The organism is Domibacillus antri (assembly GCF_001936625.1).
Taxonomy (GTDB): Bacteria; Bacillota; Bacilli; order Bacillales; family Domibacillaceae; genus Domibacillus; species Domibacillus antri.
The window spans coordinates 18,521-35,333 of record NZ_MSDU01000028.1; the positions used below are offsets into that span (position 1 = coordinate 18,521).

The window sequence follows — 16,813 nt, forward strand, 5'->3', positions numbered from 1 at the left end:
AGGTGAGAAATTGGGATTATTCGATAAGATATTTGGCAGGAAGCAAGCCCCTACCACTACTCGTTTTGAAATGATAAACGACAATGGAGGCGGTTTTTTTTCATGGAATGGCGACATTTATCAGAGTGATATTATCAGGGCCTGTATACGCCCTAAAGCAAAAGCTGTTGGTAAACTAATCGCTAAGCATATTAGAGACAACGCGACTGAATTTAAGGTGAATCCTGATCCTTATATTCGCTTTATCCTAGAGGAGCCGAATCCGTTAATGACGGGGCAAATGTTCCAGGAAAAAATGACAGTTCAATTAGAACTGAATCATAATGCTTTTGCTTATATTAAGCGTGATGAATTAGGCTATGCTTCGGAGATTTACCCCATACCTTGTACAACAGTTGAAGTTGTACAAGGTAGTCAAGGTGATATTTTCCTCAAGTTCTATTTTAGAAATGGAAAGCAAATGACGGTTCCTTACACAGATATTATCCATCTTAGAAAAGATTTCAATGAGAATGATTTCTTTGGTGAGCACCCAGGTAAAGCATTGTCATCATTGATGGATATTGTTACGACTACCGACCAAGGGATTGTCAAAGCGATCAAAAATAGTGCTGTGGTGAAATGGATATTAAAATTCAAGTCCGTCTTAAAACAAGAGGATATAGATGCTCAAGTTGGAAACTTTGTAAAAAATTATCTAAGCATCGATAACATTAGTGGCGGGGCAGCTGCGACTGACCCACGTTATGACTTGGAGCAGGTGACGAACAATGCTTTTGTTCCTAGCTCCGAGCAAATGCGAGAAACAACTCAAAGGATTTATAACTTCTTTAACACAAACGAGCAGATAATTCAGAGCAAATACACTGAGGATGAATGGAACGCCTATTACGAATCAGAAATCGAACCCTTAGCTATGCAGTTTGCAGGTGAAATGACCCGCAAGCTTTTTTCTCGTCGCGAAAGAGGGTTCGGAAACAAAATTATCTTTGAGGCTTCCAGTCTTCAATACGCCTCCATGTCCACCAAAATGAATCTTGTTCAAATGGTGGATCGTGGAGCCATGACGCCTAATGAATGGCGTTCTATTTTATCGTTAGGACCAATAGAAGGCGGCGACAAGCCTATAAGAAGGTTGGATACAGCGCCGGTCGCTGTAAATGTTAACGCTAAAGGGGGTGAGGACAATGGACAAGACGGAAACGAGGGAACTGGTAACGCAAGCGATTGAGATCAGAGAGGATGAAAACGGCAACAGAACACTTACTGGATATGCGGTTAAGTGGGAAAAGAAATCCGTCGTTATGGGATATTATCGTAAATTCCGTGAACAGTTTAGACAAGGCGCTTTTTCGGAATCCCTGCAAAAAGATGATCAGCGTTTTTTATGGTCTCATGACACTTCAAAAGTATTGGGCAGAACAAAAAACAATACACTACGTCTAGTCGAGGATACTATCGGGCTACGGTTTGAGCTAGCTTTACCGAACACTACCTTAGGTAACGACACATACGAAACAATAAAACGCGGTGACGTTGACGGCGTGAGTTTTGGATTTAGTATTCTGCCTGGTGGGGAAGAAATCGAAGAACCCGATGACGATCTTATGCTCAGAACTGTAACAAAAGCTAAATTGTTAGAAGTTAGCGCCGTAGCATTTCCTGCTTATCCGGACTCGGAAGTGAGCGCGAGGGGCTATGATCCTTATAAACAGTATGTGGAGGAAAGAGAGCAAGAGGCATTACGCAAGAAGTTAATTTTAAAAACTTACTTATAAAGGAGATCGATAACATGAAACGTTTACAAGAAATCTTAAAACGTAAAGCGGAAATCCGCGCAGCACTTGAAGGTGGCGAGAAAGTTGATTTGGATGCTTTTGAAAAAGAATTGCGTGAGCTTGACGAAGAACAAAAGGAAATTGAAACTCGTCAGCGTCTACTCAAAGAAGCCGGTGAAATTAATGACGGTACTGCTCAAGAAACTCGTACTATTCAAACGTTCAGCAGCAAATCTACAGGAGAAGAACGCGAAGAGGTCTCAACAACTGATTCGAATGAATATCGCAAAGCATTCATGGACCTTGTGTTACGCGGTAAAAAATCAGACATCTTAGAAACCCGCGCTATTTCCGGAACAGGACTTGCTGATGTGGGAACGGTTATTCCACAAACAGTGATTAATCGCATTGTCGAGAAAATGAAGTCTTACGGACAAATTTACTCACGTATCACACAAACAAATGTAAAGGGCGGCGTGTCCATTCCGACATCTAACCTTAAACCTGTCGCCACGTGGACTGATGAAGGTTCCGTTTCCGCTATTCAAAAGAAAACTACAGGGGAAGTTACTTTCTCTTACCACAAACTGCAATGCCGCGTGGCCGTTACGCTTGAAGCGGATACAGTTTCAATGGATATCTTTGAATCTGCTTTAGTTGATAACATCTATGAAGCTATCATTGTTGCTCTTGAGCAAGCAATCGTTTCAGGAACGGGCGTCAAACAACCTCTCGGCATTACGGTTGACCCGAGCGTAACAAATACAATTTCTGTATTAGCTGCCGATGTAGCGAAATACACAAAATGGACAGAAATTATTTCTCAATTACCTCTTTCTGCAGAAGGAAAAGTTGCTCTCGTCATAACTAAGACTGATTGGGATAAAAACATCCTTGGCATGGTTGATGCAAACGGACAACCTATTGCCCGCGTGACGTACGGGCTTGAAGGTAAACCGCAACGAAGATTCTTGGGTTATGAAGTTATTCTTGTTGAGGATTACCTCCCAACTGCTACTGGTGCAGCTGACAACGAGGTCTTTGCATTCTTTGCTGACCTTAAAGATTACATGCTCAACTCAAACCTGCAATACACTTACAAGAAATACTTTGACGACAATACTGACGAATACATCCACAAAACTACACTTATTGCAGACGGTAAGCTTGCGGATCCGCAAAATGTGTTGTTGATCAAGAAAGCTCCAACAGTTTAAGGAGTGACGTAAATGATGAAATGCTTAGTTTTACAAACTTTTATTGATAAAGAATCAGGAAAAGGTTATTACGAAGGCGACACATACGAATCAAGCGATTCAAAGCGTGTCGCTTTTCTTGTGAAAGAAGGTTTTTTGGGTAAACCGCCTAACAAGGCCCAAGAAAAGAAAGAGACGGCTAAAAATACAAAAGAATCAGAACAAAAGAGTAGTAATTAACAAGGAAGGTGATATGCATGATCGGTTATAACCCAAAAGGCGGTAAATTACAGACCGATACATCGATGGATATAGACCGTGGTTTCGTTGCTCATTATGAAGTAGCGGCTTCTGACGCGACAGCAGCGGATATCGATGGAATCCATATAGCGGTAGTTGACAGCGGAGTTCAACAGGAAATTACAGATGGCATTACCCAACCGTCTGTACCGCGAAATATTACAGCGACAGCCGGCGGCACCGCGACTGATATCGGAGCTATACAAGTTATTGTGGAGGGCACTAATTTTGCCGATGAAGTGATTACAGAAACACTTCCTGCTTTCACTCTTGACACTGCCGGAACCGTTACAGGAAACAAAGCTTTTAAGACCGTTACGAAAATCACCATTCCTGCACATGATGGGCCAGGAGCGACGACATCTATTGGTTTCGGCGAAAAACTAGGGATGCCTTATAAGCTTGATCGAGATACTGTACTGTTTGCTCACCGAGATAACGTCAAGGAAGCAACAGCGCCGACGGTCACGACATCTTCGGTAGCGATTGAAGATAACACATTTACTTTGAATAGCCCGTTAAACAACACAAAAGTAGACGTGTACCTGGTGGTGTAGGCGATGTTACTTGACGATATTAAATTATCGCTACGCATATCCCACACAGCATTGGACGGTGAAATAAACGATTTAATCGCATCTGCCCGACAAGATTTAAAAGTGTCGGGCGTTTCCGCTTTAAAAGTTGATGAGACAGTCGACGTTGACCCTTTGATCAAGCGAGCAATTATCACTTATTGCAAAGCAAACTTCACTGCTGACAATGCTGATTCTGAACGCTTTCAAAAATCGTACGATTTACTCAAAATGCACCTGTCATTAGCAGGTGATTATAAATGAACGACATTACTTTCTTTCCGATCGTCACGACCATTGAAGACGAGTTAGGCCAGGAAACTGCAACAGAAGTTTTCAGCAGACAAGTTTTTTGTGAGAAAAAAAGTGTTCCGCAGAGTGAATTTTTTCAGGCAGGTCAAAGCGGCATCAAGGCTTTTGTCGTATTGATTGTCTACACGATGGACTACCAAGAGGAAACAAAAGTAAAATACCGCGACAAGGAATACAGTATTTACCGCACGTATGAACGTCCAGATGAAAAAATCGAGCTTTACTGTGAGGTGAAAGCCGGTGGTTAAGATTGGCGACTTGTCAAATGAGATTGCTAAACAGCTGTCTCGATACACAAAAGATGTGGAGGATGCGGTCGAAGTAGCAAAAGAGGAAGTAGCGAAAAATGCGGTTGCTGAATTAAAAGAAAAAAGCCCTAAACTGACAGGCCGTTACGCGAAAGGCTGGGCTCTTAAAAAAGTGGACGGCCGTCATGTTATCTATAACCGGACTGATGGACAGCTTACCCATTTGCTTGAATTCGGCCATGTGAAAGCCGGCGGCGGGCGCGTTCCGGCGCGTGTGCACATTAGACCGGCAGAAGAAAAAGCGATTAATGAGTTTGTTGATCGTGTCGAGAAGGCGATTCGATCATGACACTGGCAGAATTAAAAAAAATACTAGATGCTGCAGGTTATCCTGTGGCTTATTCGCATTTCACGGCAACGGCGACGAAACCGATACCCGATCCGCCGTATATTACGTATCTTGTCTCTTATTCGTCAAACTTCATCGCGGACAATAAGGTCCATAAGAAAATAGATAACGCTCAAATTGAGCTTTACACTGTCAAAAAAGATCTTGCAGCTGAAAGTAATCTCGAAACGGCTTTAGACAGTAATGACATTCCGTACCAATCCACGGAAACGTTCATCGAATCTGAAAATTTATTCCAAAAAATATATGAAGTGAGGTTGTTTTAGATGGAAAATAAAGTAACGTTTGGTTTAGAAAATGTACATTATGCCCCATATACAGAAAATACCGGTGTAATCACTTACGATACACCTATTGCTCTTCCGGGCGGGATTGAACTGTCATTAGAGCCACGCGGCGACATGGTAGAGTTTTATGCCGATAACATGCTTTTTTACTCCGCATCAAACAATCAAGGTTATGACGGCACGTTGTCACTCGCTAACATCCCGGCGCAATTTGCTATTGATGCACTAGGCGAAGAAAAGGACGAGGTAAACGGCGTCTTAAATGAGATTGCGACAGCAAAAGGGAAACCTTTCGCGCTAATGTTTGAATTTGACGGCGATGCAAAAGCGACTCGTCACGTTTTATACAACTGTACAGCCAATCGCCCAACCGTCGCGTCCACAACAAAAACGAATACAGCCGAACCGAATGCGAACGAATTAACTTTTGTTTCAAGTCCAATTTCGATTGACGGTAAAATGATGGTTAAAACAAAAACAACATCGACTACACCGCTAGCTGTGTACGATGCTTGGTACACTTCAGTATTTAATTCGATTTCTGATACAGTTCCGCCTACCGTTACTGTATCGCCTGCTGACGGAGCTACAGCAGTCGCTGTTGACGCTAACATCGTCTGGACATTCTCGGAAGCAATTCGACAAGCTGATGTTACAGGAGCGAACTTCTTTGTCACAGATAACACAGGTGTGGAAGTTGCCGGGGCACTTACTGTTAGCACTGATCAAACCATTGTTACCTTTAATCCGACAGCCAGCCTTACAGCTCTTACTGCCTACACAGCGATCGCGACGAAAAACATCAAAGACCTTGCGGGTAACTCACTTGCTCAAAATAGTGTAACAAACTTCACAACTGCGTAAAGGGTGATATAGATGGAAAAAACACTAACCATTGACGGAAAAGAAGTACGGTTTAAGTCAACAGCGGCTACGGCTTTGCGCTACAAAGCACAGTTTCGCAAGGACTATTTAACCGACATTATTAAGCTTTCATCATTAGAAAAGCTTGGGAATTTAAATAGGGACAGCGTAACATCAGATGATCTGGAAGGAATTGATTTTGAGGTCATGTATAACATTGCATGGGTTCTTGCTAAAACTGCTGATCCGAATATTTCGGACCCGATCACGTGGCTTGATGGATTTGAAGAATTTCCTCTCATGGACATCATACCGGAGTTAACCGAGATGGTTACGGCGTCGATCGGCACTAAAAAAAAATAGATGAAAAGCAGGGAACGTCCGATGGGGAATTTTCTATCGAAACGTTCCTTGTTTTGTGTCGCAAGTGTGGATTATCTCATGAAGATTTAGAAGAAATGACGATTGGTATGTGCCTTGATTACATCGATGAATATTTAGAACTGCAGAAACCATCAAAAGAAAAAGCGAAAAAAGCCAGTCAGGCTGATTTTGACTCCTTTTAAAAGTGAGGTGAAAACATGGCTGATAGAATTAAAGGGATTACGATAGAAATCGGATCTGACACGGTCGGCTTACAGAAGGCTTTATCTGGTGTTAATAAACAATCCACAGCTTTGCAAAAAGAATTAAGAGACGTCGAACGGCTTCTTAAATTTAATCCTGGCAACACAGAAGCCTTAGCACAAAAACAAAAGCTTCTTTCTGATCAAGTGTCCGTCACCACGGATAAACTAAATCAGTTAAAACAGGCCGAACAGCAGGTGCAAGCGCAGTTTGCATCCGGGAAAATATCGGAAGAGCAGTACCGGGCTTTTCGCCGGGAGATTGAGTTTACGGAAGGCACTCTCCAAAAGCTGAAAAATCAAATGGCTGGCATGCAAGCTGAACAGGAGCGTATGGCAAGCTCCACGCGTCAGTTGAATACACTGTTTGATGCCACTGGAAAAAGTGTTGATGATTTTGCGGATTCGCTTGGTTCAAGGCTCACGAATGCGATTAAAAACGGTACCGCGTCCTCCAAGCAACTTGATGAAGCAATCAGCAAAATTGGACAAGAAGCGCTTGGCGCCGGTGTGGATATAGATAAAATGAAGCAAGCCCTGTCAAAAATAGATGACGGGGCTTCTTTAAAATCTGTCAAAAAGGACTTAAATGCCCTTTCTACAGAGGCTGGTGAAGCTAAAAAAGCCATCGGTGATATGGGTTCCGAAATCCAAAACGTGGCGGGTGCTCTTGTAGCAGGCGGCGGTCTGGCCGGTGCAATTGACCAAGCTTTGGATGTTTCCCGCCTCAATACGAAAATAGAAATTTCGATGGAGGTGCCCGAAGCATCGAAAGCCGCCGTGAAAGAAGCGATTCGCGGCGTGGAGGCATACGGGGTTGATGCGGAAGCGGCGCTGGAAGGCGTCCGCAGACAATGGGCGCTGAATAAAGATGCTTCTGATGAATCCAATGCCGCTGTTGTAGAAGGGGCCTCCTCAATTGCGGCTGCTTATGCAGGAATTGACTTCACGGAACTCATTCAAGAGACGAATGAAATTTCAAAAGCTTTAAACATATCGAATGAAGAGGCATTGGCTCTCACAAATTCACTGTTAAAAGCGGGATTCCCGCCGGAGCAGATCGACATCATCGCCGAATATGGTACACAGCTTAAAATGGCAGGCTATGATGCACAAGAAATACAGGCGATCATGGCGGCAGGGGTTGATACCGGAACTTGGAATATTGATAATCTTTTAGATGGTTTGAAAGAAGGACGTATTCGAGTTGCTGAATTCGGCCAAGAAGTCCCGAAAGCCTTAAAAGAGCTTATATCCGGTACGGACATCTCCGCCAAACAGCTGAAAGAGTGGGGGAAAGCAGTAGCAGCTGGCGGCGAGGGCGGATCCAAAGCCATGACAGAAATCGCTACAGCTCTTCAGGACGTGGATGATGAAACAAAAAGGAATCTTATCGGTGTCCAAATATTCGGGACCATGTACGAAGATCAGGGAAAAAACATCATCGACACTCTGCTAAATGCTCAAAATGCAACAGTCGATTTAAAAACGAGCCAAGATCAATTGAATGCGGCTACTGCACAATTAAAGGCAGATCCTGTTGTCCAGTTAAAGCAAGCTGCGGCAGACCTGAAAGTGGCACTGGAGCCGCTGCTTGTTATCATCGCTAACGTTGTATCCGGCCTTGCTTCATGGGCCTCTGAAAATCCAAAACTGGCGGCTACTATCATAGCAATTGGAACGGCTATCGGTATTTTAATTGGGGCATGTATAGCATTGGCCCCGACCTTTATCGCCATATCCACCGCTCTTGGCGGGGCAGGAGGGGCGGCGGCTCTATTTGGCGGGGCGTTAGCGGCTTTAACAGGTCCTATCGGACTGACCGTTGCGGCACTGGCCGGACTCGGCATAGGTGCAGTTGCAGTTGCCAATGAGCTTAAAAAACCATCACTTGAGGTTGAGATTTTCGGCAATAAGGTATCAGAGAGTACGCAAAAAGCGGTAGGCGGATTTTTGAATTTGAATGAACAAGCGACTGCCGCATTAAATCAGCTGTCGTGGAGCGGTCAGACCGTTACTGGCGAAATGGCTACAAATATCATCGCTACTTTTAATCAAATGGGTACGCAGATTTTAACGGAAATGCAAACGAATCATGCTGCACAATTAGCTGCTACACAAACCTTTTTTGCGACCAGTAAAACGTTGACGGAGCAGGAAGAAGCACAAATTGTAGCTAAAGTACAAGAATCGCAACAGCAACAGCAAACAGCCATTTCAGAAGGTCAAGCAAGAATAAAGGAAATTTTAACGTTAGCAAAAGAGGAAAAAAGAGCGATTACCGATGCCGAACGTTTGGAAATTAATAAAATTCAAGAGGAAATGAAAGTAACAGCTGTCAAGGTCATGTCTGAAAGTGAAGCAGAGCAAAAGGCGATCCTTGAAAGCTTGAAATCAGAATCAAGTAAAATTACGGCCGAACAAGCGGCTGAAGTGGTCAAAAATGCTACTGATCAAAAAGATAAAGTTGTGAAAGAAGCGAATTCACAATATAAAGATTCAGTTGCTGAAATCATCCGCATGCGGGACGAATCGAAAGTGATTAGTAAAGATCAAGCCGATAAGCTTATTCAAGAAGCAAAACGACAGCGTGACGAAACGGTTAAAAATGCGCAAGAAACTCATCAGAATGTAGTAAAAGAAGCCCAAGCTCAAGCTGACGAACACGTTAATAAGGTTGATTGGGAAACCGGACAAATTAAGTCTAAATGGCAAGTAATGAAAGATGATGTCTCCAGAAAAACGCAAGAACTGGGTACAAACATTTCAAATGGCTGGAATGATGCTTTAACAGCTACGAGAAACAAAGCAGAAGAAATTAGGATCACCGCCATAAGTAAAACTACAGCAACCGTAACGGCTGTCGGAAATAAAATGGCCGAGGTAAAAGATAAGGTGTCATCGGGCTGGGACAAGGCACAAGCGTATTTATCCGGTATTGATTTGGCTGGCATAGGGGCGGATATTATTAAGGGTTTAGCTAACGGAATGGGATCAATGGCTTCTTCAGTGTGGAATAAGGCACAGGAAATTGCCGATGGTATCACAAGACGAATCAAAACAGCTTTAGACATTAATTCTCCTTCCCGTGTGATGAAAGGAATAGGGGAAAATGTTGGTGAAGGTCTGGTATTGGGGATTGAAGGGACTACTGATAAACTAAATAGCGTTATGAGTAATGTCTACGGAAGTATAGCCGGAAGTGCTGAGAAAATGATGAGTCAAGGTGTCCAATCAAGTAACTACAGCTATGATCAGTCTAAAACATATCAACCGAGCATCACGATCATAAATCAAGCTTCGGACGCATCGCCGTCTGAAATCGCAAGAAAAGCATTACAAACTCAAAGACAGTTGGCGATGGAGTGGGGGATGAGATAAATGTCTGAAAAAATTACATTTACTAATTCAAGAGGACAGTCAGTTGACATCGCAAATCGGCCCCCGTATCTCCTATCGAACCCTAATGGTTTAGGTGACGTAAATGCGGATATTCAACGGCAGAAAGCCCCATTGCAGGACGGATCGACTTTCATTGATTCTGTATTAGATGAGAGAATCTTGAATTTTGAAGTCGCGATAATTGGTGATAACGAAGCAGATGTAGAAGAAAAACGAGTGTATCTTGCTTCTGTTTTCAATCCGAAATTAGGAGAGGGACTGTTAAGATTCAAAAATGAATACGGCATAAAAGAGATTAAAGCTGTTGCGGACGGCGTTCCAACCTTTCCAAGTGGTACAGAAAATAGAGGTAGAACCTATCAACGCTCTATAGTCAATTTAATCTGCCCCGACCCCTACTGGAAATCACTCAGCGTCACAGAAGAACCGGCATTCGAGGGATTGTTTTCTTTTCCTTTCGAGGGCGAATTTCAGATGGGCATGCAGCGCGACCGGCGGATTATCAACAACGACGGCAATGCCCCGGCTCCTTTGCAGGTGGAGTTTTTCGGACCTGCGCTCAACCCTAAAATCATTAATAACACGACAGGCGAATACATCAAGGTGAACCAAAACTTGTTAGAAGGTGAAATCATGAAAATCGACACAAGCGATACGAATAAATCGGTTGTGTTTATTGGCGTGGACGGATCTGTGCGGAATGTGTTCAACTGGATCGACCTAAACAGCACATTTTTTAAATTAGTCATCGGTGAAAACGATATTGAATATACAGCTGACAGCGACATACAAGGCGCAATCGTCAATATCAGCTACAGCAAACTGTATACAGCGGTTTAAGAGGAAGGTGAGAAAATGCAGATTTATAAACTATTTAACAGCGCCCCGGGCGACCCCCGGACGTATCAAGCCGCAGACTTTGCGTCTTATTTCGGAGATGTGCTGTCCACGGGATTGTTGCACACCGACAATATCCCTGCCTTGCAAGTTAAATGTGAGGGGACAGACTTACGCACGTATGTGGAGCCGGGCAAAGCACTCATGCAGGGATACGCCTATGAAAATACAGCTAACGAGTATTTAACACATGCTCTGCCTGAGGCAACACTCGACCGTATTGACCGCATCGTTTTGCGGTTAGATAAAACCAATGCAAATCGTTATATCAAGCTGTTTATCAAGCAAGGTTTAGCGGCAGAAGCACCCGTACCGACAGCTTTACAGCGGGATGCGTTTATCTATGAGTTGTCGTTAGCGCAAATAAGAGTAAGAGCCAACACGAGCGTCTTAGACCCTGCTGACCTTATCGATGAGCGGCTGGACGAGCAGTTATGTGGCTTGGTTTACTCATTGATTAGTATTCCCACATCGCAGTTTCAGCAGGAATGGGATGAATTTATGGCCGGGATTGAGGCATCAGGATTTACCCCTGTACCGGACTTTAACGCACACGTTGCGGATTATGTGAAGCATCCAGGCTTTGGCGTTACAGCAGGAACAACAGCAAACACCTACGAATTAAACTTAAATCCCGCACCGACTGCATATGTGGATGGAATGAGCGTTTCTGTTGCTATTCATGCTGATTCTACAGGTGCCTCAACACTAAATGTAAATGGGTTAGGCGCTATTCCGCTAAAAAAAGCAAACGGAAATGACGTGACGAATTTAAAACTGAATGGAGTCTACACCTTCCGATACATTGCCGCAACCGGAAATTTTATCTTACAGGGTGAAGGGGGGAGTGGTAACGCGGTAGCTGCGGACCTATTAAGCGGGAAAACAGCAAGTACGGATACAGGTGATATTGTTGGAACTATGACGAACAGAGGAGTCGTTAACATCACGCCTAACACAGTAAACCAAGTCATACCGGCAGGTTTTCATAATGGGAGTGGTATAGTGGCTGGCGATCCTGATTTGATTGCGGAAAATATTAAATTAGGGACAGTTATATTTGGTGTTACAGGGAATGTGCCTCCCATTTTTTTAGCTGGTGATGCTGTTTTATATTTAGATAGTGGTCAATACAGCAATACAACAACCACACCAACAAAAGTAGGGAAAGCATTTAGACCAACCGCCGCAGGAACAATAAGGGTTAGCTTAGAATTAAGAGCAAGTAATGTTAACAATCCTGTCGCGGCCCAAGTTTATAAAAATGGCTCGCCTACGGGAACTACTTTCACGTATAACCCTAGTAGCACAAGTGCATGGGTAAAATTCACGCAAGATATTATCTTTTCTGCTAATGATGTTCTGGAAATATATATTTGGTGCATCGGGAGTTTACAAGTGGATGTTAGAAATATTCAATGGCAGATAAATCCACGTTCTACATTCAGTTAAGGGGGAATTGAAAAATGGTAGAAAAAGTGCAGTTTGAAACTGAAGAAGAAAAACAACAAATTATTTTCAATAAATCAGCAATGTTTTTAATTGAAGAACAAAGATTGTTCGAGGGTAACTTTTTGATTTTTTCGGATGTTTCTCCCGAAAAAGAAGTTGTTTATGTAAATCTGCCAGCAGAGGAGTTAGAAGCGATAAAAATAATGGCAGCACAACAAGAAACAGTTATTGAAGAATTAATGTTTATCATCATACCTGAACTTACAGGAGGAGGAATTTAATGATGGCTATGTATATTGCGCAAAAAATCATGGACGGAAAACAGGATTATAAATATGTGTTTAGCATTTCGGTGTATCAACGTTACCAAGGAGATGTGGACGCTATTCTAATCGCAGAGGGTCGGCAGGATTTAATCGGAACGATTGGCTGACAGCAGGGCCATAATGCGTCTTAGTATTGTCGCTATTTGTCGAACGATCTTTGTAGGATTTACACTCCTTTTGCCGAATTGAATAGGTGAAGGGAGTGGATTATGTATGATAAACAGAGTAGTAAATATGGATCATGAGATGTACAATGACGGGCTGTATTTTACAGAACAGGCAACCAAAGAGACTCATTTTGGAGACATCCAGAGGTGCTATCGTTTTGCGGTGGTAAGCTTCGCCTCTTCGTTTGAGTCTTTTCTCAATCGGAAAATAAAAAGGATTTTAGTAGATGATATTAACAAAGTGGATAATGGGGAATATCTGCTCGGATTCTTAAATCAAGGGTTCGAATTCTCTAAACTCCCCAATGAGTTGAGGACAATTGATAGTAAGTTAGAGCTTATGGAGAAACTCTTAGGATTAAATAATGGGGAACTCAAAACCACTGAGTTTATGACTTTTAACAAAGACATTATTAAACTTCGTAACGCGATTGTTCACTATTCACACAGTAACTTCTCGACTCTTTATGAAAAAGAACTAGGCGCTGCCGCTTCGACGGGTGCCAAACTATTAGTAAGTACAATTTCCTCTTTTTGCGATATTTCATGTTTGGAGTTTCCTCCATTCTATAATAAGGAGAAATACGAACCTATCAAATAATGCCGATTGCTAAGCATCCTTAATTGGGTGCTCTTTTTATGTCCAGAAAGCGAGGTGAGCACATGCTGCCATTACGAATCATCGATACAAGTTTTAACCTGATCGATGAAATCACTCGATACGAATCCCTGCAGATCACACGCAGATGGCATGGTATTGGTGTCCTTGAACTCAAAATCAACCGGTACATTCGCGGTGCCAATCAGCTATTAAAAGACCGGATCATCTTTCCACACAATCAATTACACAAATGTTATGTCATTCTTCACCGAGAAATCGAACTGGACGAAAAGGGAAAAGCCACAGAAAACTGGATCGTGCGTGCTCTACCACTCAAAGCTTGGCTGTCCCGTCGCATTACCTTGCCTCCATCCACAACAGCATACGACAACAAGCAGGGTGATGCAGAGACAGTTTTAAAACATTACGTGGACCGCAACGCGGTTAATCCGGACGACATAAGCAGGATCATTCCGTATCTTGTGATTGCTGCTAATCAATTACGAGGCCCGACAGTCAGCTGGCAGTCAAGATTCAAAGTGTTGTCAGAGGAAATGGCGGAAATATCACTTTTATCCGGAATTGGATGGAACATATCGCTGGATGTCGTAAATAAAAAATTTGTTTTTGACGTAGAAACAGGGCGGGACTTGACGACAGCACAGTCGATCAACCCGCCTGTTATTTTTAGTCCGGATTTTAACAGTCTGAAGAACATGTCATATGTCGAATCCAGCCTCAATTACAAAAGCATGGCGTATGTGGCAGGACAAGGTGAAGGCATAGAACGCCGAGTTATAGAGGTTGGCATGGACACCGGATTAGCCAGGCATGAGTTATTCGTCGATGCGAGAGATGTGGAGGAAGAAATACAAGACCCAGCAGGGGGTGCGGCGACAGCGCGTCCGGAAGCGGATATTATCGCAGATCTGCAGAATCGCGGCAATCAAAAATTAGCGGAACATGCCGCTGAAATTTACTTGGATGGGCAGGTGCTCACGAAGTCACCTTTTATATATGAAGAGGACTATGACCTGGGAGATGTGGTCACATTGCAGAACAGGGAATGGGGCGTGACGCTCGATGCCAGAATTACTGAAGTGAAGGAGATTTATGAGCGTTCTGGCAGGCAGATTGAAGTTGTGTTTGGCAACCGACGCCCGACGCTGATTGACAAGATCAAGCAGGAGCTGAGCGGGATGAAACAGGAATTGACAAAATAGAAAGAGGTGCATTATGCAGCATAATACAGACACTTTATATAGCACGGTAATCGGAGGGAGCTCAGCGGCTCTCGCTTATTTTGTTGGAGGAGTTGATCATTTGATTACGGCACTGGGCATTTTTATGGCGATTGATTACCTTATGGGCTTAATGATTGCCGTCGGTAATAAAACGCTGTCCAGTGAGATCGGATTTAAAGGCCTTATGAAAAAGGCAGGCATGATTCTGGCGGTCATCGTAGCAGTACAGCTGGACTTAATTTCGGGCACCGGAGGTCAGTTTATGCGGAATACCATGATCATGTTTTTAATCGGCATGGAGGGAATCAGCATCATCGAGAATCTTGGCCATCTCGGTGTGAAGGTGCCGAAACAGATTAGTTCGGTGTTCGCTCAGCTTAAAGAGGATAACGAAAAGGCCGCGGCGCCGATCGTCAAAGTGACAACCGAAACGACGATCCAGCCGGAAGAACAGGAGCGTGAAGCGAAATGAATCCAAAAGGCATTGAGTTACACCCCGGTCACTGGAAAAACACCGGTTCCGGGGCGAATGGACTTATCAATGAGGTGACGGAAGCACGCAAGGTGACAAAGCGGGTGTATGGGATTTTGCGGGCGCATAAGGTTCCGGCAACCTATTTTGAGGATAACACCTCAAGCAATCAGCAGCAGAATCTTAATGCGCTCGTCAAGCATCATAACCAGGACCGTGACGACCTAATTGTCTCCGTACATTTTAACGCGACTGCCGGCGTTGTTGAGGGGAATATCGGCACGGAAGTACTCTACTATAGTGAGCAGTCGCTTGCCGCCAAAATCGCAAAGGCAATCAGCGACGCAAGCGGTTTAAAAAATCGGGGAGCGAAGCGGCGGACGAATCTTGCTGTCCTTACACAAACGTATGAGCCGGCTGTTTGTACTTCATCCACAAGTACTGTACCAAAAGAGGAGGAAACCAAATTGTATCAACCTTCAGCACAAGCTATTACAAACTCAACTAGGGTAGTATTAAACCGACTTGTTGCAAAAGATCCGGGTGGTATTGATCCGTCCTGGATTAAAAAACTTGATGAAGGCAAGCTTACAGAATCGGATGCGTTGGGCCTAATCTTTGTGGCGATCGAGCGCGGACTAATCCAGGGGCAGAAGGAGTAAACAGCAAAAAGCCCCGGTGCCGGCCGGGGTTATTCTTCATTATTGAGTTGCAAAGAATACGTTTTTAAAATCCCCATCCTCATATCCAAGTGTAACTTTTTCGCCAATTTTAACTTGGCCAACAAAATTACCGCCAGATGTACCACCACTATAAATCTCTTCGAACAATTCGTCAGGAGTAACAACCGATATCATTTCGTATGTTTTTCCGTCCTCTGAAATAAAATCAAAATCCCCGTTTGAAATTAAGAAAGCGAAATCTTCGGTTCCAGCTTCTTTCACATTCGCCTCAACTGTTACCATCATATATTCAAATCCATCAGCAGGATCTTCATTAAATTCATTTTCAGCTTTTAAAATATCCAATACTTCCTGGCCGCGCTTTACTTCTTTGATTGTAATATCGACTGTTGCGTCAAATGAATTTGACTCCTCATCATAAATGTTTCCAGTGATTGTCGCTGTGCTTCCAAGCGGAACCGGATTAGAACGAGATCCAACTTCTTTGCTTTCAGCAGGCTCTTCCTCTGTTGTTTCTATTTCTGTACTAGCCGTGTCACTTTGACTGTCTGAATTATCCGTTACCGTAACTTCTGAATCTTCATCGCTGCTTGAGAACATAACAAGGACTACGAGCAGTAGAAAAATAACGACAAGTCCAATGCATCCAATTTTAAAAAACTTACCCATTTTACCCACACCTTTCTAAATATGTATAAAACCATTGTACTATAAAAAACTTTTCGGAAAACAAGCAATTGTTCGACACCTTTCGACAAAAAAGAAAACCCGCCCATATTTACACTGGACAGGTTAAAATGAATAGAAAAGTTTCATCTATGATTATTTTTACACAAATTTTACACAAGTAATGAAAGAAACTCTTTTAAATCAACGTCTTTCTTCTTATTATATACGTCCTCCTGGGACTTATAAAGGTTCGAAACTGCCGGAATCGGCAATCATAAAAACCCTGCGGTAACGTTGGGGCATCC

The 16,813-nt window shown here is 43.2% G+C and carries 21 protein-coding genes and 1 pseudogene; 21 read left to right on the forward strand and 1 reads right to left on the reverse strand.

The features are described from left to right. The first annotated feature begins 10 nt into the window (after positions 1-10). The 21 genes and pseudogenes from BTO30_RS12445 to BTO30_RS12535 all read left to right on the forward strand — a co-directional run bounded on the left by BTO30_RS12445 (position 11) and on the right by BTO30_RS12535 (position 15,818). A complete protein-coding gene (locus tag BTO30_RS12445) occupies positions 11-1,231 on the forward strand; it encodes a phage portal protein (RefSeq protein WP_075399057.1) in 1,221 nt (406 codons plus the stop codon). Next, entirely contained in the window at positions 1,188-1,778 is a 591-nt protein-coding gene (locus BTO30_RS12450) for an HK97 family phage prohead protease (RefSeq protein ID WP_075399058.1), read from the forward strand. Before BTO30_RS12445 ends, BTO30_RS12450 begins: the two co-directional genes overlap by 44 nt. A 14-nt stretch (positions 1,779-1,792) precedes the next feature. Further along, positions 1,793-2,995, forward strand: coding sequence for a phage major capsid protein (locus BTO30_RS12455; RefSeq protein WP_075399059.1), 1,203 nt, complete (start codon positions 1,793-1,795; stop codon positions 2,993-2,995). A 12-nt stretch (positions 2,996-3,007) separates the two neighbouring features. Further along, positions 3,008-3,214 carry a hypothetical protein gene (locus BTO30_RS12460; protein WP_075399060.1) on the forward strand — a complete coding sequence of 69 codons (207 nt, stop codon included), beginning with the start codon at positions 3,008-3,010 and terminating at the stop codon, positions 3,212-3,214. A gap of 17 nt (positions 3,215-3,231) precedes the next feature. Next, entirely contained in the window at positions 3,232-3,831 is a 600-nt protein-coding gene (locus BTO30_RS12465) for a hypothetical protein (RefSeq protein WP_075399061.1), read from the forward strand. Between the two features lie 3 nt (positions 3,832-3,834). After that, positions 3,835-4,113, forward strand: a complete 279-nt coding sequence (locus BTO30_RS12470; RefSeq protein ID WP_075399062.1) for a head-tail connector protein — start codon at positions 3,835-3,837, stop codon at positions 4,111-4,113. Further along, positions 4,110-4,409, forward strand: a complete 300-nt coding sequence (locus BTO30_RS12475) for a phage head closure protein (protein WP_075399063.1) — start codon at positions 4,110-4,112, stop codon at positions 4,407-4,409. Before BTO30_RS12470 ends, BTO30_RS12475 begins: the two co-directional genes overlap by 4 nt. Beyond that, positions 4,402-4,758, forward strand: a complete 357-nt coding sequence (locus BTO30_RS12480; RefSeq protein WP_075399064.1) for an HK97 gp10 family phage protein — start codon at positions 4,402-4,404, stop codon at positions 4,756-4,758. The genes BTO30_RS12475 and BTO30_RS12480 overlap by 8 nt, the downstream gene beginning before the upstream one ends. Next, positions 4,755-5,084 (forward strand): hypothetical protein, encoded by a 330-nt coding sequence (locus BTO30_RS12485; protein WP_075399065.1) that lies wholly within the window; start codon positions 4,755-4,757, stop codon positions 5,082-5,084. Before BTO30_RS12480 ends, BTO30_RS12485 begins: the two co-directional genes overlap by 4 nt. After that, a pseudogene (locus tag BTO30_RS17700) lies at positions 5,085-5,636 on the forward strand (major tail protein); the annotation flags it as partial. Positions 5,637-5,642: 6 nt separating this feature from the next. Next, positions 5,643-5,969 (forward strand): Ig-like domain-containing domain, encoded by a 327-nt coding sequence (locus tag BTO30_RS17705; protein ID WP_245796454.1) that lies wholly within the window; start codon positions 5,643-5,645, stop codon positions 5,967-5,969. A gap of 12 nt (positions 5,970-5,981) precedes the next feature. After that, positions 5,982-6,332, forward strand: a complete 351-nt coding sequence (locus BTO30_RS12495; protein ID WP_075399067.1) for a hypothetical protein — start codon at positions 5,982-5,984, stop codon at positions 6,330-6,332. 218 nt (positions 6,333-6,550) lie between these two features. After that, the gene (locus tag BTO30_RS12500) at positions 6,551-9,976 is read left to right on the forward strand and encodes a phage tail protein (RefSeq protein WP_075399068.1); all 3,426 of its coding nucleotides are present in this window, start codon (positions 6,551-6,553) and stop codon (positions 9,974-9,976) included. Further along, complete coding sequence (locus BTO30_RS12505; RefSeq protein ID WP_075399069.1) at positions 9,977-10,837, forward strand: phage tail family protein; 861 nt, start codon at positions 9,977-9,979, stop codon at positions 10,835-10,837. Positions 10,838-10,852: 15 nt separating this feature from the next. Further along, the gene (locus BTO30_RS12510) at positions 10,853-12,346 is read left to right on the forward strand and encodes a hypothetical protein (RefSeq protein ID WP_075399070.1); all 1,494 of its coding nucleotides are present in this window, start codon (positions 10,853-10,855) and stop codon (positions 12,344-12,346) included. Positions 12,347-12,360: 14 nt separating this feature from the next. Further along, positions 12,361-12,627, forward strand: coding sequence for a hypothetical protein (locus BTO30_RS12515; RefSeq protein WP_075399071.1), 267 nt, complete (start codon positions 12,361-12,363; stop codon positions 12,625-12,627). Beyond that, entirely contained in the window at positions 12,627-12,779 is a 153-nt protein-coding gene (locus tag BTO30_RS17415; protein ID WP_169829356.1) for a hypothetical protein, read from the forward strand. Before BTO30_RS12515 ends, BTO30_RS17415 begins: the two co-directional genes overlap by 1 nt. 106 nt (positions 12,780-12,885) lie before the next feature. Further along, complete coding sequence (locus BTO30_RS12520; protein WP_075399072.1) at positions 12,886-13,440, forward strand: hypothetical protein; 555 nt, start codon at positions 12,886-12,888, stop codon at positions 13,438-13,440. A 62-nt stretch (positions 13,441-13,502) separates the two neighbouring features. Next, positions 13,503-14,663, forward strand: a complete 1,161-nt coding sequence (locus tag BTO30_RS12525; protein WP_075399077.1) for a siphovirus ReqiPepy6 Gp37-like family protein — start codon at positions 13,503-13,505, stop codon at positions 14,661-14,663. Positions 14,664-14,676: 13 nt separating this feature from the next. After that, positions 14,677-15,156: a phage holin family protein gene (locus tag BTO30_RS12530; protein WP_075399073.1), complete on the forward strand. Its 480-nt coding sequence runs from the start codon at positions 14,677-14,679 to the stop codon at positions 15,154-15,156. Next, positions 15,153-15,818 carry an N-acetylmuramoyl-L-alanine amidase gene (locus BTO30_RS12535; protein ID WP_075399074.1) on the forward strand — a complete coding sequence of 222 codons (666 nt, stop codon included), beginning with the start codon at positions 15,153-15,155 and terminating at the stop codon, positions 15,816-15,818. Before BTO30_RS12530 ends, BTO30_RS12535 begins: the two co-directional genes overlap by 4 nt. Before the next feature lie 39 nt (positions 15,819-15,857). Here BTO30_RS12535 and BTO30_RS12540 read toward each other — a convergent pair whose 3' ends face one another. Then, positions 15,858-16,508 (reverse strand): hypothetical protein, encoded by a 651-nt coding sequence (locus BTO30_RS12540; protein WP_075399075.1) that lies wholly within the window; start codon positions 16,506-16,508, stop codon positions 15,858-15,860. Positions 16,509-16,813 lie beyond the last annotated feature (305 nt).

Coding starts and splice junctions, on each gene's coding strand:
- BTO30_RS12540 (WP_075399075.1), bottom strand. CDS start 16,508: ATGGGTAAGTTTTTTAAAATTGGATGCATTGGACTTGTCGTTATTTTT.
- BTO30_RS12515 (WP_075399071.1), top strand. CDS start 12,361: ATGGTAGAAAAAGTGCAGTTTGAAACTGAAGAAGAAAAACAACAAATT.
- BTO30_RS12530 (WP_075399073.1), top strand. CDS start 14,677: ATGCAGCATAATACAGACACTTTATATAGCACGGTAATCGGAGGGAGC.
- BTO30_RS12450 (WP_075399058.1), top strand. CDS start 1,188: ATGGACAAGACGGAAACGAGGGAACTGGTAACGCAAGCGATTGAGATC.
- BTO30_RS12465 (WP_075399061.1), top strand. CDS start 3,232: ATGATCGGTTATAACCCAAAAGGCGGTAAATTACAGACCGATACATCG.
- BTO30_RS12455 (WP_075399059.1), top strand. CDS start 1,793: ATGAAACGTTTACAAGAAATCTTAAAACGTAAAGCGGAAATCCGCGCA.
- BTO30_RS17415 (WP_169829356.1), top strand. CDS start 12,627: ATGATGGCTATGTATATTGCGCAAAAAATCATGGACGGAAAACAGGAT.
- BTO30_RS12495 (WP_075399067.1), top strand. CDS start 5,982: ATGGAAAAAACACTAACCATTGACGGAAAAGAAGTACGGTTTAAGTCA.
- BTO30_RS12485 (WP_075399065.1), top strand. CDS start 4,755: ATGACACTGGCAGAATTAAAAAAAATACTAGATGCTGCAGGTTATCCT.
- BTO30_RS12525 (WP_075399077.1), top strand. CDS start 13,503: ATGCTGCCATTACGAATCATCGATACAAGTTTTAACCTGATCGATGAA.
- BTO30_RS12510 (WP_075399070.1), top strand. CDS start 10,853: ATGCAGATTTATAAACTATTTAACAGCGCCCCGGGCGACCCCCGGACG.
- BTO30_RS12535 (WP_075399074.1), top strand. CDS start 15,153: ATGAATCCAAAAGGCATTGAGTTACACCCCGGTCACTGGAAAAACACC.
- BTO30_RS12475 (WP_075399063.1), top strand. CDS start 4,110: ATGAACGACATTACTTTCTTTCCGATCGTCACGACCATTGAAGACGAG.
- BTO30_RS12500 (WP_075399068.1), top strand. CDS start 6,551: ATGGCTGATAGAATTAAAGGGATTACGATAGAAATCGGATCTGACACG.
- BTO30_RS12505 (WP_075399069.1), top strand. CDS start 9,977: ATGTCTGAAAAAATTACATTTACTAATTCAAGAGGACAGTCAGTTGAC.
- BTO30_RS12470 (WP_075399062.1), top strand. CDS start 3,835: ATGTTACTTGACGATATTAAATTATCGCTACGCATATCCCACACAGCA.
- BTO30_RS12520 (WP_075399072.1), top strand. CDS start 12,886: ATGATAAACAGAGTAGTAAATATGGATCATGAGATGTACAATGACGGG.
- BTO30_RS12460 (WP_075399060.1), top strand. CDS start 3,008: ATGATGAAATGCTTAGTTTTACAAACTTTTATTGATAAAGAATCAGGA.